Here is an 18,965-nt window from a genome sequence, read left to right as displayed (position 1 = left end):
AAAACAGAAGAGGTTACATCAGCAATGGTGTAACCTCTTCTGTATTTTTATGATTTATAAAAAAACCCCGACCAGTCGGGGTTCAGTAATCAAAAATCTATAATTTCTTAACTATATTTTCTTGACATTCACAGCGTTAAGTCCTTTACGACCTTCTGCTTTCTCGAATTCAACTTTGTCGTCTTTGTCGATAGCATCGATTGTACCAGAAACGTGAACAAAGATTTCTTCACCAGATGCGTCATCAACGATAAAGCCGAAGCCTTTATCATTGTTGAAGAATTTTACTACTCCTGTATTCATTGTAAATTGTAATAAGTAATTAAAAATTTTATTTGTATTACGGCAAATGTAGCTATTAGTTATGAAATCCAATAAAACCAGCAATAAAAAACTGTATATCGTTCGTCATGCCAAATCTAGTTGGGGCAATCCGCATCTATCTGATTTTGAGCGACCTTTAAATCATCGTGGTAAAAATGATGCGCCAGATATGGGCCAGCGACTGGCCATGAAAGGCATCAAACCATCGCTTATCATATCCTCTCCTGCCAACAGGGCATTGACCACGGCAAAAGTAATTTCTGCTAAAATCGGTTATCCTGTTTCCTACATTATGGAAGAAGAAAGGCTTTATCATGCTTCTACCGGGACCATTAAAGCGCTGTTAAGCCGAGTGGATGATCAGCACAACACAGTTATGATTTTTGGCCATAACCCTGGGTTGACTTACTTGATTAATGAAATCAGTCATTTTGATTTAGACAATCTACCCACCTGTGCGGTATGCGGTATTGAGTTTGAAATGGAAAGTTGGAAAGATATTCACAGTACTAAAGGTCATCAGTTTTATTACGATTACCCGAAATCGCAGCAATGATCTTCTCTTATAAAAACGGGTCGCTCCTACGGAGCTAAATTATCTATTCATTTGCCCCTAAGCTACAAACGGTAAGTCCCGCTGGGACTAGGACTAGAGTAGTTTGTATTATCGAATCTATGATCACAAGCCTACCAAAGAGTAAAGACTACTACTTAAAATACATAAACTCAGTTAAAAACATCTATGACTTAAAGAAAACTAACCTCGTAGAGGTGGCCTGCTTGTAACATAATCCACTAATCGCCAACAAGCCCCATCGGGGCGACCCGCTAAAATTGCTGTTAAAGCATACCACAGTTCCAAAAATCCAATCATACCTGAGGACAAAGCCAATCCATTAAGACACCCCATGTATCCGTGATGAAGCTAACCTCGTAGAGGCGGCCTGATTGTAGAATAGCCGCTAACGAACCTTAAGCCCCATTGGGGCGACCCGATAAAACTTCAAGACTAATCTAAATCACAAAATCTGTTTCAGAAGTTGGATGTAAAACTCAATTCCCTCTTCTATTTCATGGATGAAAACAAATTCATCGGCTGTATGCGATCGTGCCGAATCGCCAACACCGAGCTTTAAAGAAGGGTATGGCATTAGCGCCTGATCCGACATTGTTGGAGAGCCATACGTTTTTCCACCCAAAGCAATTCCCGCCTGAACAATCGGATGATCCATTGGAATGGAGGAAGGGTTCAACCTGGTAGATCGTGGCTCCACTTTGGATTTGACGTGCGCTCTGATAATCTCCAGAATTTGAGTGTTTGAATAACAATCTGTACTGCGCACATCAACTACAAACTTGCATTCATCAGGCACTACATTGTGCTGCTGGCCCGCATTAATCATCGTTACCGACATTCGCACTGGCCCTAGGGTTTTCGAAACTTCATCAAAGGCATAAGTACGAAACCATTCAATATCTTTCATGGCTTTGTAAATGGCGTTTTCGCCTTCATTTCGGGCAGCGTGGCCTGATTTTCCTGTAGCCACGCAATCCAACACCATCAATCCTTTTTCCGCTATCGCCAAATCAAGCAAAGTAGGCTCGCCCACTATGGCAAAATCTATATCGCCCAGTTCTTCTAGAATACTTTCCACCCCATTCTTCCCAGAAATTTCTTCTTCGGCTGTAGCCGCCAAAATCAAATTGTATTTTAGGTCAGGCTGATTATAGAAATTCAGAAAACAAGCCATGAGAGAAACCAGACTGGCTCCAGCATCATTGCTTCCCAAGCCGTAAAGCTTACCGTCTTCTACTTCAGGAGAAAATGAATCTTTGGTATAGCCCACATTCGGTTTTACGGTGTCGTGATGCGAGTTGAGCAGAATGGTGGGTTTACTGGCATCGAAATGTAAGTTCTTCACCCAAATATTGTTACCCTTTCTTTGACTTGAAATTTCTTTACCCTGAAAAAAGGCTTGAATCAAATCAGCCGTTTTATCCTCTTCTTTACTCAAAGAAGGAATAGCAATAAGCTGCTTTAGTAAATCGAGTGCCTCGTTGAATAACTGCATTTTAATTGCTGATTAGGGTTCCAGATTGGTCATTGGCCAAGGCTGGTAAGTTTTCAAAAGAACCGATTCTCACCGATTTAGTGCCATGAGCTAAGGCCAATAAAGCACAATCCATTTTGGGAAGCATGCCTTCATTGATCACTCCGCGCTCTTTTAGCCCTGCTACTTCTGCCCTTTTAATTTCAGAAATTACAGTCTTATTTTCGAAATCGGAAAGCACACCAGGTTGCTCGAAGCAGTAAATCAATTTCACTTCAAATTGCTGCGCCAAAGCAGCTGCCACAGAAGCCGCAATGGTATCGGCATTCGTATTGAGCATATGACCTTCGCCATCGTGGGTCAAAGGTGCCAACACAGGGATTAGTCCCGAATCGATAAGGTTTTTCAGGATTTCAGTATTGATATTTTCTGGCTTTACATCGCCTACAAAACCATAATCAATTGCTCCAATGGGTCTTTTTGTGGCTGGAATTACATTGGCATCCGCCCCAGTGAGACCTATGGCGTTTACTTTCAAGGCTTGTAGTTTACTGACAATTCGCTTACTCACCAAGCCACCATACACCATGGTCACCAAATCAATGGTTTCCGCATCGGTAATTCTTCGTCCGTCAATCATTTTGGCTTCAATGCCTAGTTTCTTACCAAAGTCGGAAGCAATTTTTCCACCTCCGTGAATTAGAATTTTCTCTCCTTCTAAAGTTGAAAACGATTTTAGAAAAGCATTTAAAGCCGATGCTTCATCAATGACCTTTCCCCCAACTTTAACAATGGTAAGTTTTTTCATTTTTCTTATTTATTTGGCCTCTCCCTAAATCCCTCTCCTAGGATAGGGACTTTACAGACTGCGAGTGTGTAGTGGATCTCTCCAAACTGGCAGTCTGTAAGCCTTCCCCCTCGGGGAATTCCGAAGTTTCGGAAGGATGGGGCTACATTAACAATTCGTAAAACACCGCTTGAGCTGCGTAAACTCGGTTTTCAGCTTGTTCTAAATGAATGGCATTTGGTCCATCTAAAATTTCATCTTTAATCACCAAGCCACGTCTTACGGGCAAACAGTGCATCACTTTCGCGTTTTCAGTCAATTCCAATTGCTTCGAACCGAAAGTCCAGCTTTCATCCTGAGATAAAATTTGGCCATAGTCATCATAAGACGACCAGTTTTTCACATACACAAAATCGGCATCTTTAAGCGCCTCTGCTTGGTCATGAAAAACTGGTACACCTTGGCGAAACTCTTCTGCCAAATCATAGCCCTCTGGATTGGCAATACTGAAATCAACGTCAGCTTTTCCCATCCATTCTGCAAAAGAATTGGGAACTGCTTGCGGTAAAGCCTTTACATGTGGCGCCCAAGTCAGCACTACTTTGGGTTTGCGCGTTGCTGTCCATTGCTCGTTGATCGTTACCAAATCGGCCAAGCTCTGTAATGGATGTCTGGTACCGCTTTCTAAACTCACAATAGGAACACCCGCATATTTGATAAAGGCATTCAAGAGTTTTTCAGAGTAGTCTGCTTCTTTGGATTTCAATTCAGGAAAAGTACGCACGCCCAACACATCGAAATAACGTCCCATCACGGCTGCAGCTTCCTTAATGTGTTCGGCCTTATCGCCATTCATCACCACGCCATCTTCGAATTCCAATGCCCAGCCGTCTTTCCCTATATCGAGCACAACGGCTTGAGCCCCTAGATTTTGAGCCGCCACCTGAGAACTCAAGCGAGTTCTTAAACTCGGGTTGAAGAAAATCAAACCGATTCTTTTGCCTTCGGCCAATTTGGTTTGAAAAGGATTTGCCTTTAACGACAAAGCCTTTTCAACCAGTGCATTTATATTTTGTACGTCTTTTACTGAAGTGAAATTTTTCATTCTTTTTTATTCGTTGCGGAAATGAATTCAATCATTCCTACATTTTGAGATCGTAATTCTGACCTCTTATTTGTTTAACTCTATACTTAATGCGGCTAAAAACTGATCCAGTTCGGCCTTGCTAATGTTCAGCGGTGGTAATAAACGAATCGTGTTTTTATTTGAAGCCGAACCAGTGAAAATGCCATGTTCAAAAATCAAGGCTTTACGCAAAGCGGCCACATCAAAATCAAATTCAGCACCGATCATTAAGCCCTTTCCTCGGACTTCCTTCACTTGTTCAATTTTCTTCAATTCGGTTTCAAGGTAAGTGCCCATTTCGGTAGCATTCTTGAGTAAGTGTTCTTCCTCTATCACTTCCAAAACTGCAAGCGAAGCAGCACAAGCCAAATGATTTCCTCCGAAAGTAGTACCCAACATGCCATGCCAAGGCTCAATTTCTGGTGAAATCAAAACACAACCCACTGGAAAGCCATTACCCATTCCTTTTGCCATGGTAATAATATCGGGGCGAACTACAGAATGCTGATGAGCGAAGAACTTACCTGTTCTTCCAGCCCCCGACTGTACTTCGTCCAGAATTAATACGGCTTCATACTTATCGCAGAGTTCGCGAGCTCTGGCTAAAAAGGCATCGTTTGGCGAATACAGCCCAGCAACTCCTTGAATGCCTTCAATAATTACACCTGCTACTTCATCATCAAAAGCTGAAGTTAAAGCCTCCAAATCATTCAAAGGCACAAAAACCACCTCGTGACCACTGTTGAATGGCGCTACGATTTTAGGATTGTCTGTTGCAGCAACTGCTCCAGAAGTTCTGCCATGAAAAGCATTTTCAACCGCAATAATTTTGCGTTTTCCAGTATGAAAAGAGGCCAGTTTTAATGCGTTTTCATTGGCTTCGGCACCAGAGCTACACATAAAAAACTGGTAATCGTAGTAGCCAGAAATTCGGCCCATCGCTTCGGCCAATTGATCTTGCAATGAATTTTGAACCGCATTGGAATAGAAACCAATTTTAGATAATTGATCTGTAATTCGTTTCACGTAATGCGGATGGGTATGCCCTATTGAAATAACCGCATGACCACCATATAAATCCAAATACTCTTTCCCTTCTTTATCCCAAAGTTTGGCTCCAAGCGCACGCACAGGCTCAATTGGGTAAAGCGGATAAACATCAAATAATTTCATAGTTATTAATTAAAAAGCACTTGGTTTCAGGTTCAAGCCTAGTTTTTCAGGCAAACCAAACATCAAATTCATGTTTTGTACGGCCTGACCGCTAGCACCTTTGAGTAGGTTATCAATGGCAGAATGGATCACCAAATAGCTGCCGTGTTTTTCAAGATGAAGCACACACTTATTAGTATTCACCACTTGTTTCACATCAATGGCCGCATCGCTTACCCAAGTAAAGGGATGGTCTTCATAATATTCCTTATACACCTGAATGGCTTCTTCCAAAGGCCACTCGCAATGCTGATAGGCCGTCACAAAAATGCCTCTAGTGAAGTTTCCTCTGTAAGGCACAAAGTTGATGGGCTTATCGAACCAAGGCTGAAGCTGTTGAAGGCTTTTCCCAGTCTCATCCATGTGTTGGTGGGTGAAAACTTTATAAGCCGAAACATTACTGTCGCGCCAGCTAAAATGGGTACTGGCCGAAGGTTGAACTCCAGCACCTGTTGAGCCCGTCATGCCAGAAAGGTGTACTTCTCTCAACATTCCGTTATAGGCCAAAGGCAGCAAAGCCAACTGAATGGCCGTGGCAAAACAACCAGGATTGGCCAAGAAACGGGCATTTTTAATTTCGTCACGATTGAGTTCTGGCAAGCCATAAACGGCTTCATTACTCATTCTGAAATCATGGCTTAAGTCAATAATCTTGACCGTATCTGGCACTTGATTCTCCTTCATAAATTCTGAAGAAGCACCATGTCCCATGCAAAGGAAAAGCAGATCAATATCGAAATGGATCTGATCCGTAAAGCAAAGTTCGCTATCTCCCAAAAGGTCGGTGTGCACATTATGAATAGGTAAACCTACCTGACTTCGGCTGTGGGCAAAACTGACCTCCACCTGAGGGTGATGAATCAGTAAACGCAGCAACTCACCTCCTGTATAGCCTGCTGCTCCAACTATTCCTGCTCTAATCATTTTCTTGATTTACTTGGTGATAAATGGCACTTTGGTTACCGAAAATCTTTGCAAATCCTTTTACGTCATCACCCGTCCAAGCATTGTTCATTTCTCCGTAGTTGCCAAATTTGGCCGACATCAAATCATGCTCAGATTCAATTCCAATCAGTTGATAACGGTAAGGCAAAAGTTTGAAAAATGCTTTCCCAGTTACAAATTTCTGACTGCTTTCCATCATGCTTTCTAAATCGCGCATTACAGGATCCATAAACTGTCCTTCGTGCAGCCAATTGCCATAAAATGCCGCCACTTGGTCTTTCCAGTAAATCTGCCATTTGGTGAGAATATGTTTTTCCAAAGCCTGATGTGCTTTGATGGTAAGGATGGCCGCTGAAGCCTCAAAACCCACCCTTCCTTTAATTCCAATAATGGTATCACCCACATGGATATCGCGACCAATGCCAAAAGGTGCTGCTATTTTCTCTAAAGCCTGAATGGCTTCAAATGGATGCTCAAACTCCTTCCCATTTATGGATTTCAACTCACCTTTTACAAAGCCCAATTCTAAATCCTCTTCCACTGTTTTGGTTACTTGAGTGGGCCAAGCTTCTTCAGGTAAATAACCTTTAGAAGTCAATGTTTCTTTTCCTCCAACCGATGTTCCCCAAAGGCCTTTGTTAATAGAATAAGCCGATTTCGAAAAGTCCATATCTACACCTTTCGATTTCAGGTAAGCGATTTCTTCTTCTCTCGAAAGTCGCATATCTCGAATGGGCGTGATGATTTCCGCATCGGGTAAATAGGTTTGGAAAATCATATCGAAACGGACTTGGTCGTTTCCAGCACCAGTGCTTCCGTGTGCTATATATTCTGGGTTAAGTGTTTTGGCATATTTGGCAATTGCCATGGCTTGACTCACCCTTTCGGCACTTACAGAAAGTGGATAAGTACTGTTTTTCAATATGTTACCAAAAATCAAATACTTGATTACACTTGAGTAATAGTTAGAAGTTTCTTCTATAGTTTTATGACTAGTCACACCCATTGCATAGGCGCGCTTTTCTACTTCGTCTAGTTCTTGCTGAGAAAAACCACCCGTATTTACCAATACCGAATGGATTTCTAAACCGCGTTCTTCGCTTAAATATTTCACACAATAAGAGGTGTCTAGTCCTCCGCTATAGGCTAAAACTACTTTTTTCTTATTCATCATTTTTCTTTCTTTTGGCTTCTGCCTTCAACAAAATATTTTTCTTAAAATTCACCCAGCGCTTGAACAAGTTAAAGTCTTTATCCAACTCGCGTTCTACCCATTGGGTTCTTTTAGGTTTTACGTTTTTCTCCCATTCCGGATTGTACAACATGGCTGTACAAATGCAGTTTGACCTGTTTTTGGCTTTTAATATCTCGTAATTGACACAGCTTTGACAGCCCTTCCAGAAATCCTCGTCTTGGGTCAATTCAGAATATACTACGGGTTTATAACCCAATTCTGAGTTGATTTTTAGCACCGCAGCACCTGTGGTGAGCCCGAAGATTTTTGCTGTTGGATACTTTTTCCTAGATAACCTGAACACGGCTGCCTTAATACGTTTTGACAAACCTAAGCCACGAAATTTATGAGATACAATGAGCCCAGAGTTGGCTACAAACTTTTCATGACTCCATACCTCAATGTAGCAGAAACCTGCCCACTCGCCTGCTTCGGTTACCGCCACTACGGCTTTGCCTTCACGCATTTTTAGCGATACGTATTCTGGGGTTCTTCGCGCAATTCCAGTGCCTCTAATTTTGGCAGAGTTGGCAATTTCTTCAATAATATCTTCTGTAAAGCGGGTGTCTTCTTCTGTGGCTACCCTTATTATGAATTTTGTTGATTCCATTCTCACTATAATTCTGGATTATGAAAACGACTCAATGTTTTCAGAAATCCTAAAAGGAAATATGATTAAAAATTTGAAAAAGAATATAGGTAATATTGGGGACTTGACTACCGCATAGGTAGTCTATGTATATGAGGCGACTAGCGCCTAAAAAACTTAGGTGTATATACAGCAAACTCAGACACAGGAAGTGTCAAGTTTACGGCTGATGATATGTTCGCTTCGTTCTTCATTCTGAAATGAGGGACAAAGGAAATGAAAAGTTTGGAATGGACAACGGTTTTATACAGGAATTTTAAAAACCCAATAAAAATGGTTCAAAACGCAGTATTTACGCACTCAATTTACGATAACCTGCTGGTGGCCTGCGATATGCATAATAACTCATCACCACTTCAATTGCTTGACGAATTGCCTGATTAATAGGCATCATCTTAGTACCTAGTTCGGTGTCAATACTTCGAAGTCTAAAGTAATAATCACTCATCATTGGTGCGGGAATACCTGCCTCCATATCTGCTTCAATCTTTGAAATAGTATCTGCTTGGCCTGCTTTCATGATTTTACAGGTAATGAATTTTGGCTTGCCGTTTTTATCGCGTGTAGCTGAATAACCAAAAAGCCGACAAATTAAACCTCGATATGCGTACTGAGAGCAACCTCCTTTGTCTAAGGAATCCTTCACTGGATTAAATAGCGTACACATGAAGCTTTCATTCGCCAGCAGGCCTTGATAAACTTCGTCAATTCGCTTGGTCAGGAAGAGGTGAAGGGCATAAGGAAGAAACTCTAAAGGAGTAGCCTCAATATTGGCCTTGAAGCAGCATTTTCCACAGCCCGAAACACAATGAAGACCACTTCTATCGCGAAGTGAATTCATTTCTTGGTCTAAAGCGGCAAAAATCTTTTCTACCGATTTTACTTTTCTGACGATTGACATAAGGGCTGCGAAGGTAGTGGAGAAAACCTTTGCTTTAACATTAGCTCAAATATTTACTTTTGGTAATTTAAACTCTTAAAACCAATGATTTAGAGTGTGTTCAACTGAAGGTCATTGTGTAAGAAACAGTGCAAAGATTAAGTAGATTTCAAATCCATCTTGATAATCATTAGTTTGTCTTTATAATTTCTTCATCTAGCTGTCCAGATATCAAGTATTTATTCGAATCCAGTTTTACTACATCTCTTATAGCATCCAATACATTCATGAATGATTCAAAAGGCCCAAACTCTATGCCGCTTAGGTTATCTGGTTCAACACTCGAATAATCATAAATACTCTCTAGGCCTTCCCCCGAATCATCAAACAACTCAAAAAGGAGCCCATAATAGCCAGTCTTATTCATTCCAAATGACACATATCTTAAGCATCTAAAATCTTCATGATAATACACACCAAGGTATTGTTCAATTATCTTTCCAGCATGTAAATATGGTAGTAATTCAGACTCTCCCAATTATCTCATAAATTTCTTTAATTGAGGTTATAACTTAGTGAAAACAACCTGTGACCTCACAGGTAGGGCACCTTCTTCTAGGCTTAAAAATGAAATACCTGTAAGCATATTCCCATTACTTTTTTCTACATAGATAATTCCAAAACCAGCGGTAAGTACTTCGGAAGAAAACTCGATGGCCATGTATTTTCCTAAAGTATGGGTGTAGAATTCTCGTTTTTCATGTTGGCCGTTTTCCCAAATAAAAAGCTCTCCTTTGGGTCTAAATTCAAAGGTTTTATTCTGAAAAAACCCCGAACTACCATTGGTACTCCATGAACTGTTTGTCAGCTCAAATGGAGCAACTTCTGGAGAAAAAGCAACAAAAAAATAGTCTGTTGGGCTTTCATCAATGGTTGATTTTAACACAAGCATACCTTCGGTATTAAATCCTCCGTAGAGTGTATCTTCTAACGATTCGAAGCGCACCTGTTTTCCATCTTGAATCACTTTCCACTCTTCTTTCACATCGGCATAGAAGCTTTCTGCCTTATTGCCCGGCAACACTGACAACAGCATAAGCCCAGGTTCTATGAAGCTCTGTTCATCGTCATAACCACCCTCATTATACTCCAACACTGCCCCGTCTTCTCCCATTACCATTTCGGGCGGAGAAGCCTTAATGTAAGCTAATAGCCAATTTCCATTAAGGCTTTGAGCACTAAGAGAGGTAGAAAAAACAATTAGAATTGATAATAATAAAACACGCATGTCCGAATATACGGTAAAAAGGCATTATCGATCGAGCCACTTTTTAAAATCTTGCACTTTGTCTCTGCTTACAATCGCATCGGTTTCGTCTGTATGAATTAAAATAAGTCGGAGACGAGAGTTTGAATAGGTGATAATATCCTTTACCGCCTCTAGCGAAACCAAGTATTTACGATTAATGCGGAAGAATTTTTGAGGATCTACCAACTGTTCCACTTGTTCCATGGTGTAGTCAATAATGTATCGGTTCTTCTCTTTAGTTTGAAGGTAAGTGGCCTTTTCTTGGCTAAAAAAGTATGCTGTTTCTGAAGTTGCAATGGTGTGAATATGCTCCCCAATTTTGACAACAAAGCGCTCCTTGTATTGCTTTGTCAGCATTTGCATGGCTTGCTGAATCAGCATCATATCCATACCTGAGTTTCGCTCAGGTGCGCTGGGCTTAAATCTGGCTTCATACTTTTCTAAAGCACTTTCTAAATCTGCTGGATCAATGGGTTTGAGCAAATAATCAATGCTATTTACCTTAAACGCCTGAATGGCATACTCATCAAAAGCAGTAGTGAATATGATGGGGGAAGAAACTTCTACCTGCTCCAAAATCTCGAAACTGAGTCCATCTGCCAACTGAATATCGAAGAACAGAAGATCGGGCTGAGGATTTTCTTTTAACCAATTCACCGTTCGTTTTACCGAATCGAGTTTGGCCAGTATTTCAATTTCTGGATTAATTTTTTCTAGTAAGCTAGCCAGCCTCTTGGCCGCCATCGACTCATCTTCAACAATCAGTACTTTCATTTCTCAAAGGCTAATAATGGAAGTTTCACAATAAATTCGCTCGGCCCATCAACCACCTCCACGGGTATTGGGCTTAAGAATTCATACCTAGATTTTATGTTTGAAAGCCCCATACCTGAACTTTCATCTACTGGAATATTCTTCTTCTGAAGGTTATTTCGAACCACCAGTTTTTCCCCATTTTCAATTTCAACATGAATAGTAAGTGGTTCTTCTTCAGCAATTACATTATGCTTAATGGCATTTTCTAAAAGCATTTGAATGGCCATAGGTGGAAGCATTTTTTGTTCAAAATCTTCAATATTTATTATCAACTGAAGCTTTTCGTCAAACCTTATTTTTTGTAGAAAGAGGTAAGAGTTAACAAATTCCATTTCGGTTTTCAGGCTTACTACCTCTTGGGCACGAGTATCTAAAACATACCGATACACTTTTGAAAGCTCACGAATAAACTTGGCCGCTTGGTCTTGATCTTCATACACCAAATTGGTTAGCGCATTCAAGCTATTAAATAGAAAATGTGGATTGACCTGATTTTTGAGTGTTTCATATTTGGCCTCCATCTGTTCTTTTTTTAGCCTTTCTGCATCCAAACTGGCTTTCTTCCAGTTCTTAAGAAACTCAACCGAATTCAAGAAAAAAGAAATAACGAAGGTAATTCCGACAGAGATTAATAAGGTCCATTTAATATCACCCAAATCAATGTCGAAGCCATATTTCAGCACTACATATAGTGAGTAAACAGCTGTAGGAGTATATGCAATTACGCCTATTACTCCCCAAATAAATCGCTTACTTGGGTTTTCTAACCAAGGGATTCTATAGGAAAGATAATTGGAAACATGTGCATTGCCTTGCCAGAGTAAAATCCACTGAATGGCAGAAATGGCCGTTGCTGCAAGGGCTACATTCCAAGCACTAAAGCAGGTACTACACCAGAAATAGGCAGAGGGGCCTCCAAACAATGCGATAAGCGCAGTTTCCTTAATCTCCTTTTTCCAGTTCAGTGTTTTGAGGTATCCCATTTAGGCTAAAGTACTGATTTTATACTTTCAATGTGTTGGCATATTTACCAACGCCAAATTGTTTTCTGTAACGGTTGGCATGATAAGCAATTAATGGCGAACCTATGGCAGCAGGCAAAACCCAAAGTAACCACCCCACATTTCCTAAGGCCTGAAAAAGGGCTCCATTTTGAACTAAAAAAGCTGTAACGCTAGCGATAAATGCACCTCCCATTAAATTCATATGGGCAAACCACCACCACATTTTATCGGGTTTGGTATTTCTAAACCCTTTGATGTTGAGCCACGCGGTATTGGCAGTGAAAAACCCGAAAATGATGGACAGATAACCAAAGCTTGATGAAAAATTGCTCAAGACTAAATACCTAATTCCCGCCCCAAAAAGAGTTAAGCCAAAAGCAATGGCAATAAAAGCCGCGATCCAATCGATAAGCAATGGTTGAAGCGTTTTTTTGAGCTTCAATACCCGTTGGCCTGCGAATGTCATATAGAAACTAAATACAGCTATGATGGTAAGAAAGAAGTTAAACCTAACGAAGCTTACAATTAAAATTGCGCTAATGAAGATCCAAACCATAGACCAAAAGAAAACCTTTCCGGCAGCGCGGTGAATCTTACCTCCTTTTCTACCAAAAAAAGCAGCCAAAATTCCTGAAAGCAAAGCAGTAACGCCTGCAGTTACGTGAGATAAGATGAGTACTTTTTCCATGATTGAATCTTTTAAGGAAGAAGAAAAATGAGGTGCTACCGACTTTCGATAGCACCATTGTTTTTACTTTCCGCAACTAGTCATTAACTGTTCAGCTACTTCAATTCCCCAAGTAGGATCAAAGCTTTTTCCTTTTTCTTCAGCATTAAAGAGAGGAATACTTTTCTGCGCCAAACCACAGGCGCCTGCTGTAGAAGAACCGAAGAACTGTGCTGTACCATATTGCATTTGAGCCATTAAAGCCATTGCTCTAGGATTTTCAGGGTTTAATTTCATGGCATAACCAAAAGTTTGTGTTGCCAAGCCCGATAATGACTGTCCTCTTGAGTTTGGATCGGCCGCCAATTGCGCCATGAAATAAAAGCCTTCTAAAGCCACTACTTCGCTGTTGTTAGGCACAAGCTCTTTCGCTTTTTCAACAAATGGCTTAGCCTTATCTAAAAGTTGGTCTTTGGCTTTTACACCCTCTGCCAATAATGAAGCATTAATATAACTAAGGGCAGCGTAATATTGAGGGTGCCACTGGTCGCTTGCATTGGAGGCTATACGTTCAAATTGACCGGCTGAAGCTTGTAGGTTTTCTAAATTTCGCTCAGCCCCCATCGACTGTAAGCCCTTTACCATGGCATTCATATAAGCCTCTTGGTTTTGAGCATTTAAGGTGAAACTTGTGATAAAAAGTGCGAGTAAAATTGTAAGCTTTTTCATGTTATGTTTTTTTTAAGTTTTGAGTTCGTTTTTTAATGATGACACTAAGGTGCAGCGAAATAATGCGGCTAGAAAAAAAGTGTTACCGAACCGTAGAATCTTCAGGATGAACCGTAATGAAGTAAAATTTCAAAGGGTCAAAACTCAAATTTCAAAAGGATTTCATCTAATGTCTAAATACTAACTACTACAAGTTATCCAGCTGATTCTCTTGCCCATCTTTTGTTAAGGTGATGAACAGGGCAAGAAAAATGAAACGCTTGGCGCCTTGCCCTATCTCCTGTCGTTCATAAATACCTTGAGCATTCGCTTGACCTGCATATTGGTAACCAAACACATTATCGCGCCCGAAGATGTTGGATGAAGACATGTACAGGATGATATTCGGTTTTATAAGGAAAGCAGCATTCAAACTCAAGTCGTGAAAAGTTGGTGTTTTATCATTCTGAAAACCAGACTTGTTCGGGTTGTGAAATGGCCTGCTCGAAGCAAAATTATATGTAGCTCCAAATTGAGTTCTTAACGGCACAACAAAATGTTTGGCCACAAAAGAGAAGTTGTGATTAGACACAAATGAAGGCGTAGCTAAACTCGAAAAATCTCGATAATCTCTTTTTGAATCCACGTAGGAGTAAGAAATCCAGTAGTCAGTATTTTCAAAGGTCTTACTATCTCTCCAAAACACATCCACCCCTTTGGCCTCACCAAAGCCAGCATTTGAGTAATTATTAGGGTTGAAATCATTCTCGTCAATGAACTTCACCAAGTCGTCATATTTTTTAAAATAGGTTTCTACCCTGAAAACACGATCATTATGAATGTATTGATAGTTCAGAATGTAATGCGCTGCCTTCTCTGGTTTTAAATTCTGATTTACCAAAGCATAGTCGTTTTGAGCAGATTGCAAATACTGCCCATAGGCCAGCGAAAACTGCCCTTTTTCTGTCAGCTTATACGACATCGCTAATCTCGGATTCACCCACGTTTGGCTCAATAATGAAGAGTGTTCTAAACGCAATCCCGTGCGCACTACAAACTTATTCGAAGCGAAATAATCCGTTTCAACAAAAGTGCTCGTAATGTTTTCTTTAAAATCGAAGGCATCATTTGGTCCATTTATTATGTTGAATTTATTGGTGTATTTCTTAGCGAAAAACTCGGCCCCCATATTTACGCTCACCTTTTCGGCTGCTTCCCAGTTAAAAGCGAGCTTAGCGTGAACGCCTTTTTCGTCCTCCTCAATCTCATCAGTATTGAAGTCAATTTCCTCTTGGTTCAAAGTGGTAGAAACCCCAGCCCGAACCGACCAACGATCAGCAATAATGTCTTTGTAGCTCGTATTCAAATAGAAGTAATCATTACCAATCGAAACGGTGTCTTTCGCTCCACCATTATTGATGTTGGGTTGGCGAATGCTCAGGTTCGAAATGTCCATATTGGTGTATACTTTCAATAAACCAGTTCCATTTATTTTTTGTCGGAAAACCAATTCGGCTACTTTCCCATTAGGCGCCTCTTTCCAGTCAAAATCCTGTTTGATCATATCTTGATAAGGGCGTAAATCGGTGTATTGAACCTTGCCTGAAATACTGGAGTTCTCCCATTTTTTGGTGTAGGCCAAATCGCCTCCAACCGTCATTACCGAAATATCAGCTTGGGTTTTCTCGGCAATATCGTTGGAGTTTAAAACCAAGGCCGAAGAAAGCGCTTGGCCATATTCAGCCGAATATCCTCCCGTACTAAATATGGTTCCTTTAAACAAAAAAGGACTAAATCGTCCTCTAGTGGGCACATTTGGAGCCGTAGCACCAAATGCATTTCTCACCTCAAGTCCATCAATAAAAACCTTGGTTTCGTAGCCTTCGCCTCCACGAACGAATAACCTTCCTGATTCGCCAACAGTGGCGGTACCAGGCAGAGTGTTTATTGCGCCCATAATATCACCAGCCGCACTGGCTGTTGTTACAATATCGAGAGGTTTGAGTACTGTTACTTTTTTGATGTCGCTGGCTTCAAATGCCCCAGCTGTAATCGTAACGCCATCAATTTTATTGATTTGCTCTTCTAAAATGGCATCGACCTGAATTGGTTGACCATTCAACTCAAGTGTTTTCTCGAAGGTTTTAAAGCCAATAAAGCTTACCATTAGGGTTCGCTGTCCTGTCTCGCTTGTTTGGAAACTGAAGGAACCGTCATTTTTAGAGTTTGCACCATCAAATGATCCTTTAATGTACACATTGGCAAAAGGGATTGCTGCTCCTTGATTGTCTGTTACTTTTCCTGAAATAACAGTTTGTGCCTTGGCATTGGAAGCAATGGCCAACACAAAAAGAATAATAAATTTGAAACACTGCATTGTTGTTGTTTTTTGAGTTTCAGCCCCAAGGGCTCGTTGTTGACTCAAATGTGCAATACACCGTTTCCGAATTGAAATTAGTCTTACCGAATCGTAGAATTGGACGGATGAGTTGTGAGTTCTAAAAGGAAGTGACTAAGGTCAGCACATCGTAATCCAAAATTATTATGTTTTTAGAATCACTTATTCAATGCTATCATAAGCATCATTAATGGTTTTTCAACACAAGCCATTATCTTAGCTAACAAATCAAAACCTTATGAAAACCAAGACCTTATTTTTCCTCTCGCTCTTACTTGTCTGTTTAATACAAAGCTGTGGATCAGGAACCACTCAAGAAACCACAAATGTTGAATATGGCAACCCTCCAGCTGAAGGCTTTAACCTAGAAGGTTCTGACCCAAAAGCCATTGAAGTAGCCGATCAAGTAATGGAAGCCATGGGGGGACGTAAAGCATGGGACAACACCCGACATATTGCATGGAATTTCTTTGGCGCTCGTGATTTAGTTTGGGACAAATGGACAGGTGATGTACGCATTGATATGCGCAATACTACTTTCCTAATCAACATTAATGATAATACTGGAAAAGCATTTATAGACGGAAGAGAAATCACCGATTCTGACACATTAAACAATCTAATTGGCAGAGGTAAAAGTGCTTGGATCAACGACTCCTATTGGTTGCTTATGCCTTTCAAATTAAAAGACTCGGGCGTTACATTAAAGTATTTGGGGGAAGAAAAAACCAATGAAGATGTATTGGCAGATAAGCTTGAATTGACATTCGATAAAGTAGGAAACACTCCAAATAACCGCTATTGGGTATGGGTAGATAAAACAGACCATTTGGTTAAGCAATGGGCTTATTATCGTAATGCGGCTGACACTACCCAAGGCTTCAATGTTCCTTTTAGAAATTACCAAAAGATGGGCAACATCTTAATTTCAGGAGACCGAGGCGAACGCCAACTCACCAATATTATGGTATTTGATGAATTACCTTCTTCTGTTTATAAATCGCAAGAAAAGCCAGATTTGGCTGCCTTGAAAAACCAGTAAAAACCCCATGAAGAAATTAATATACTTATTTCCAATCCTCTTCTTACTAGGCTGTGGAAGTTCAGAGAAAAAAGAAGAAGAAAGCAAAACACAAATCCCTTATTGGCAAGCACAAACGTCTGGTTCAAAAGCTAGTTTACGAGGTCTAAATGCCGTAACAGAAAATGTAGCCTGGGCCAGCGGCACCAAAGGAACTGTGCTCAGAACAATTGACGGAGGAGAAACTTGGGAAGACGTAAGTGTTCCAGCATCCGACACTATCGACTTTAGAGATATTCAAGGCTTTGATGAGAATACGGCCATTGTATTGAGTGCAGGCCTACCAGCGGTGATTTACAAAACCACTGATGGCGGTCAAAGTTGGCAACAGAAATACTTTTCTATGAAGGAAGGCACTTTCTACGATGCTATGGATTTTTGGGACGATCAAAACGGAATCATTTTTGGCGATGCGGTAGATAGCCGATTGCTAATTCTGAAAACCAAAGATGGTGGTGAAACCTGGCAAGAACTTCCTTTCGAACAAAGACCGATTGCTAAAGATGGACAGGGTGGTTTTGCGGCTAGTGGCACTTGCTTAATTACGAATGGAAATTCAGATGTTTATATAGGTTTAGGCGGAGAAGAAGCTAGTCTTTTTTATTCTTACGATAGAGGTGAAACTTGGGAGAAAACCATTACACCGCTTCAATCAGGTGAATCCACTGCTGGAATTTTTTCCATTGCCTTTAAAAATGAAAACGAAGGTCTTATGGTCGGGGGTGATTATCGTGGAGATTCGCTTACCCGAATCAATAGCGCTTACACCTTAGACCGTGGAAAATCGTGGTTTCCTGTAATGGCTGCTTTAAAACCACAAGGTTACAGGTCTGGAGTTGCTATTTTCAATGATTTGGTTTTGGCCGTAGGCAGAGAAAGTTGCGATTACTTTAGAGAAGGAATGGAAGGTTATGCTCCAATGGAAGGTAAATATTATGCTGTAAGCGTATCCAAAGACAAAAAGGCAGCCTATGCTTCGGGCCCTGGAGGCTCGGTGGCAAAATTAGCCTTCAAGGAATAAGATTGCTCACAGAATTTGTAATCAAATAAACGACTGAGGTTTATTTGATTACAATTTTTGTTTTTGGCTTTTTATTGAAGTCTTCTTTAATAAAGAGCCTATATTCCCAACTAGCCACTTTTTTGTCGTCCGAAATTACATATTCCTTATTTGAAACTGATTTAATCTTATTATCAAATTCAATAGTCTGCTTATAAGAAGCATCACCGAACAACATTGCAGCCATTTCTAAATCAAGTTCTTCTTCTCCATCTTCCTGAAGTCCTTTTTTAAAATTATCGACTATTCCATTGTTTTCAGTTCTTTCAAAAGTATTGCCCTTTTGGATAAAAAAGGTTGTCAGCTTAGTTGAGCCCACTTCTGTGGAGTCACGGTAAAACTCACTCATTCCCGCATTCAAGGCATCTACATTTGCAAAGTCAAAAAGCACCTCATACTTTAGGTTCTCTCGGTCAAACTCGTTCCGCCAATTAGATACTCCGTTGATTGCCTCCATTCGAGCCACCTTCTCCTCAAAACTCACCTCCATCTCATCCATGCTCTTAATGAACTCGTCATCTGCTCCGCCTAAAGACTTCATCATTTCAGCCATTTCACTCATATCAACGGCCATAGAATATGTACCACTACCATCATTTTTGAAAATGAATTTCTCTATGATCTTAACACATGAAGTAAGACATATTGAGAGACTGAGAATACAGATTATCGAAAGGAATTTTTTAGTGGTTTTCATAAGATGTAGGAATTTGA

Annotated in this window: 20 protein-coding genes; 3 read left to right on the top strand and 17 right to left on the bottom strand. The window is 40.5% G+C overall.

Annotated elements, in window-relative coordinates:
- Positions 1 to 111: 111 nt before the first annotated feature.
- On the bottom strand, positions 112 to 303 hold the full coding sequence (locus OB69_RS12430) for a cold-shock protein (protein ID WP_053224066.1): 192 nt from the start codon (positions 301 to 303) through the stop codon (positions 112 to 114).
- A gap of 61 nt (positions 304 to 364) precedes the next feature.
- Between OB69_RS12430 and OB69_RS12425 the strand changes: the two genes are divergently transcribed.
- Positions 365 to 880 carry a SixA phosphatase family protein gene (locus OB69_RS12425; protein WP_053224065.1) on the top strand — a complete coding sequence of 172 codons (516 nt, stop codon included), beginning with the start codon at positions 365 to 367 and terminating at the stop codon, positions 878 to 880.
- A gap of 463 nt (positions 881 to 1,343) precedes the next feature.
- On the opposite strand, the gene OB69_RS12420 is transcribed toward OB69_RS12425, so the two are convergent.
- The 15 genes from OB69_RS12420 to OB69_RS12350 form a co-directional block, all read right to left on the bottom strand.
- The gene (locus OB69_RS12420; protein WP_053224064.1) at positions 1,344 to 2,396 is read right to left on the bottom strand and encodes a M20 family metallo-hydrolase; all 1,053 of its coding nucleotides are present in this window, start codon (positions 2,394 to 2,396) and stop codon (positions 1,344 to 1,346) included.
- Between the two features lies 1 nt (position 2,397).
- Positions 2,398 to 3,183 carry an acetylglutamate kinase gene (gene argB, locus OB69_RS12415; RefSeq protein ID WP_053224063.1) on the bottom strand — a complete coding sequence of 262 codons (786 nt, stop codon included), beginning with the start codon at positions 3,181 to 3,183 and terminating at the stop codon, positions 2,398 to 2,400.
- Positions 3,184 to 3,325: 142 nt separating this feature from the next.
- On the bottom strand, positions 3,326 to 4,267 hold the full coding sequence (locus OB69_RS12410) for an N-acetylornithine carbamoyltransferase (RefSeq protein ID WP_053224062.1): 942 nt from the start codon (positions 4,265 to 4,267) through the stop codon (positions 3,326 to 3,328).
- A gap of 66 nt (positions 4,268 to 4,333) precedes the next feature.
- The gene (locus tag OB69_RS12405; protein ID WP_053224061.1) at positions 4,334 to 5,461 is read right to left on the bottom strand and encodes an aspartate aminotransferase family protein; all 1,128 of its coding nucleotides are present in this window, start codon (positions 5,459 to 5,461) and stop codon (positions 4,334 to 4,336) included.
- A gap of 9 nt (positions 5,462 to 5,470) precedes the next feature.
- Positions 5,471 to 6,424, bottom strand: a complete 954-nt coding sequence (gene argC, locus OB69_RS12400; RefSeq protein WP_053224060.1) for an N-acetyl-gamma-glutamyl-phosphate reductase — start codon at positions 6,422 to 6,424, stop codon at positions 5,471 to 5,473.
- On the bottom strand, positions 6,417 to 7,619 hold the full coding sequence (locus OB69_RS12395; protein ID WP_245620815.1) for an argininosuccinate synthase: 1,203 nt from the start codon (positions 7,617 to 7,619) through the stop codon (positions 6,417 to 6,419). The genes argC and OB69_RS12395 overlap by 8 nt, the downstream gene beginning before the upstream one ends.
- On the bottom strand, positions 7,609 to 8,289 hold the full coding sequence (locus OB69_RS12390; RefSeq protein WP_053224059.1) for a GNAT family N-acetyltransferase: 681 nt from the start codon (positions 8,287 to 8,289) through the stop codon (positions 7,609 to 7,611). The genes OB69_RS12395 and OB69_RS12390 overlap by 11 nt, the downstream gene beginning before the upstream one ends.
- 331 nt (positions 8,290 to 8,620) lie before the next feature.
- On the bottom strand, positions 8,621 to 9,229 hold the full coding sequence (locus tag OB69_RS12385; protein WP_053224058.1) for a YkgJ family cysteine cluster protein: 609 nt from the start codon (positions 9,227 to 9,229) through the stop codon (positions 8,621 to 8,623).
- A 169-nt stretch (positions 9,230 to 9,398) separates the two neighbouring features.
- Positions 9,399 to 9,635, bottom strand: a complete 237-nt coding sequence (locus tag OB69_RS12380) for a hypothetical protein (protein WP_053224057.1) — start codon at positions 9,633 to 9,635, stop codon at positions 9,399 to 9,401.
- 138 nt (positions 9,636 to 9,773) lie between these two features.
- On the bottom strand, positions 9,774 to 10,496 hold the full coding sequence (locus OB69_RS12375) for a hypothetical protein (RefSeq protein WP_053224056.1): 723 nt from the start codon (positions 10,494 to 10,496) through the stop codon (positions 9,774 to 9,776).
- Between the two features lie 24 nt (positions 10,497 to 10,520).
- The gene (locus tag OB69_RS12370; protein ID WP_053224055.1) at positions 10,521 to 11,291 is read right to left on the bottom strand and encodes a LytR/AlgR family response regulator transcription factor; all 771 of its coding nucleotides are present in this window, start codon (positions 11,289 to 11,291) and stop codon (positions 10,521 to 10,523) included.
- Positions 11,288 to 12,316, bottom strand: a complete 1,029-nt coding sequence (locus OB69_RS12365) for a sensor histidine kinase (protein WP_053224054.1) — start codon at positions 12,314 to 12,316, stop codon at positions 11,288 to 11,290. Before OB69_RS12365 ends, OB69_RS12370 begins: the two co-directional genes overlap by 4 nt.
- Before the next feature lie 19 nt (positions 12,317 to 12,335).
- Positions 12,336 to 13,025: a DUF2306 domain-containing protein gene (locus OB69_RS12360; RefSeq protein ID WP_053224053.1), complete on the bottom strand. Its 690-nt coding sequence runs from the start codon at positions 13,023 to 13,025 to the stop codon at positions 12,336 to 12,338.
- A gap of 63 nt (positions 13,026 to 13,088) precedes the next feature.
- Positions 13,089 to 13,733, bottom strand: coding sequence for a hypothetical protein (locus OB69_RS12355; protein ID WP_053224052.1), 645 nt, complete (start codon positions 13,731 to 13,733; stop codon positions 13,089 to 13,091).
- Positions 13,734 to 13,920: 187 nt separating this feature from the next.
- Entirely contained in the window at positions 13,921 to 16,089 is a 2,169-nt protein-coding gene (locus OB69_RS12350) for a TonB-dependent receptor (RefSeq protein WP_053224051.1), read from the bottom strand.
- 259 nt (positions 16,090 to 16,348) lie between these two features.
- Here OB69_RS12350 and OB69_RS12345 point away from each other — a divergent pair, with 259 nt between their 5' ends.
- Together OB69_RS12345 and OB69_RS12340 are read left to right on the top strand one after the other, a co-directional pair.
- The gene (locus OB69_RS12345; protein ID WP_053224050.1) at positions 16,349 to 17,152 is read left to right on the top strand and encodes a hypothetical protein; all 804 of its coding nucleotides are present in this window, start codon (positions 16,349 to 16,351) and stop codon (positions 17,150 to 17,152) included.
- Between the two features lie 7 nt (positions 17,153 to 17,159).
- Complete coding sequence (locus tag OB69_RS12340) at positions 17,160 to 18,212, top strand: WD40/YVTN/BNR-like repeat-containing protein (protein ID WP_053224049.1); 1,053 nt, start codon at positions 17,160 to 17,162, stop codon at positions 18,210 to 18,212.
- Positions 18,213 to 18,252: 40 nt separating this feature from the next.
- On the opposite strand, the gene OB69_RS12335 is transcribed toward OB69_RS12340, so the two are convergent.
- Positions 18,253 to 18,948, bottom strand: coding sequence for a hypothetical protein (locus OB69_RS12335; protein ID WP_157608567.1), 696 nt, complete (start codon positions 18,946 to 18,948; stop codon positions 18,253 to 18,255).
- Positions 18,949 to 18,965: the final 17 nt, after the last annotated feature.

The sequence above is a fragment of the Roseivirga seohaensis subsp. aquiponti genome (assembly GCF_001267955.1).
In the GTDB taxonomy this organism is placed as follows: Bacteria; Bacteroidota; Bacteroidia; order Cytophagales; family Cyclobacteriaceae; genus Roseivirga; species Roseivirga seohaensis.
Note: the sequence above shows the minus strand (reverse complement) of the source record. Positions and strands in the feature narration are given on the sequence as shown.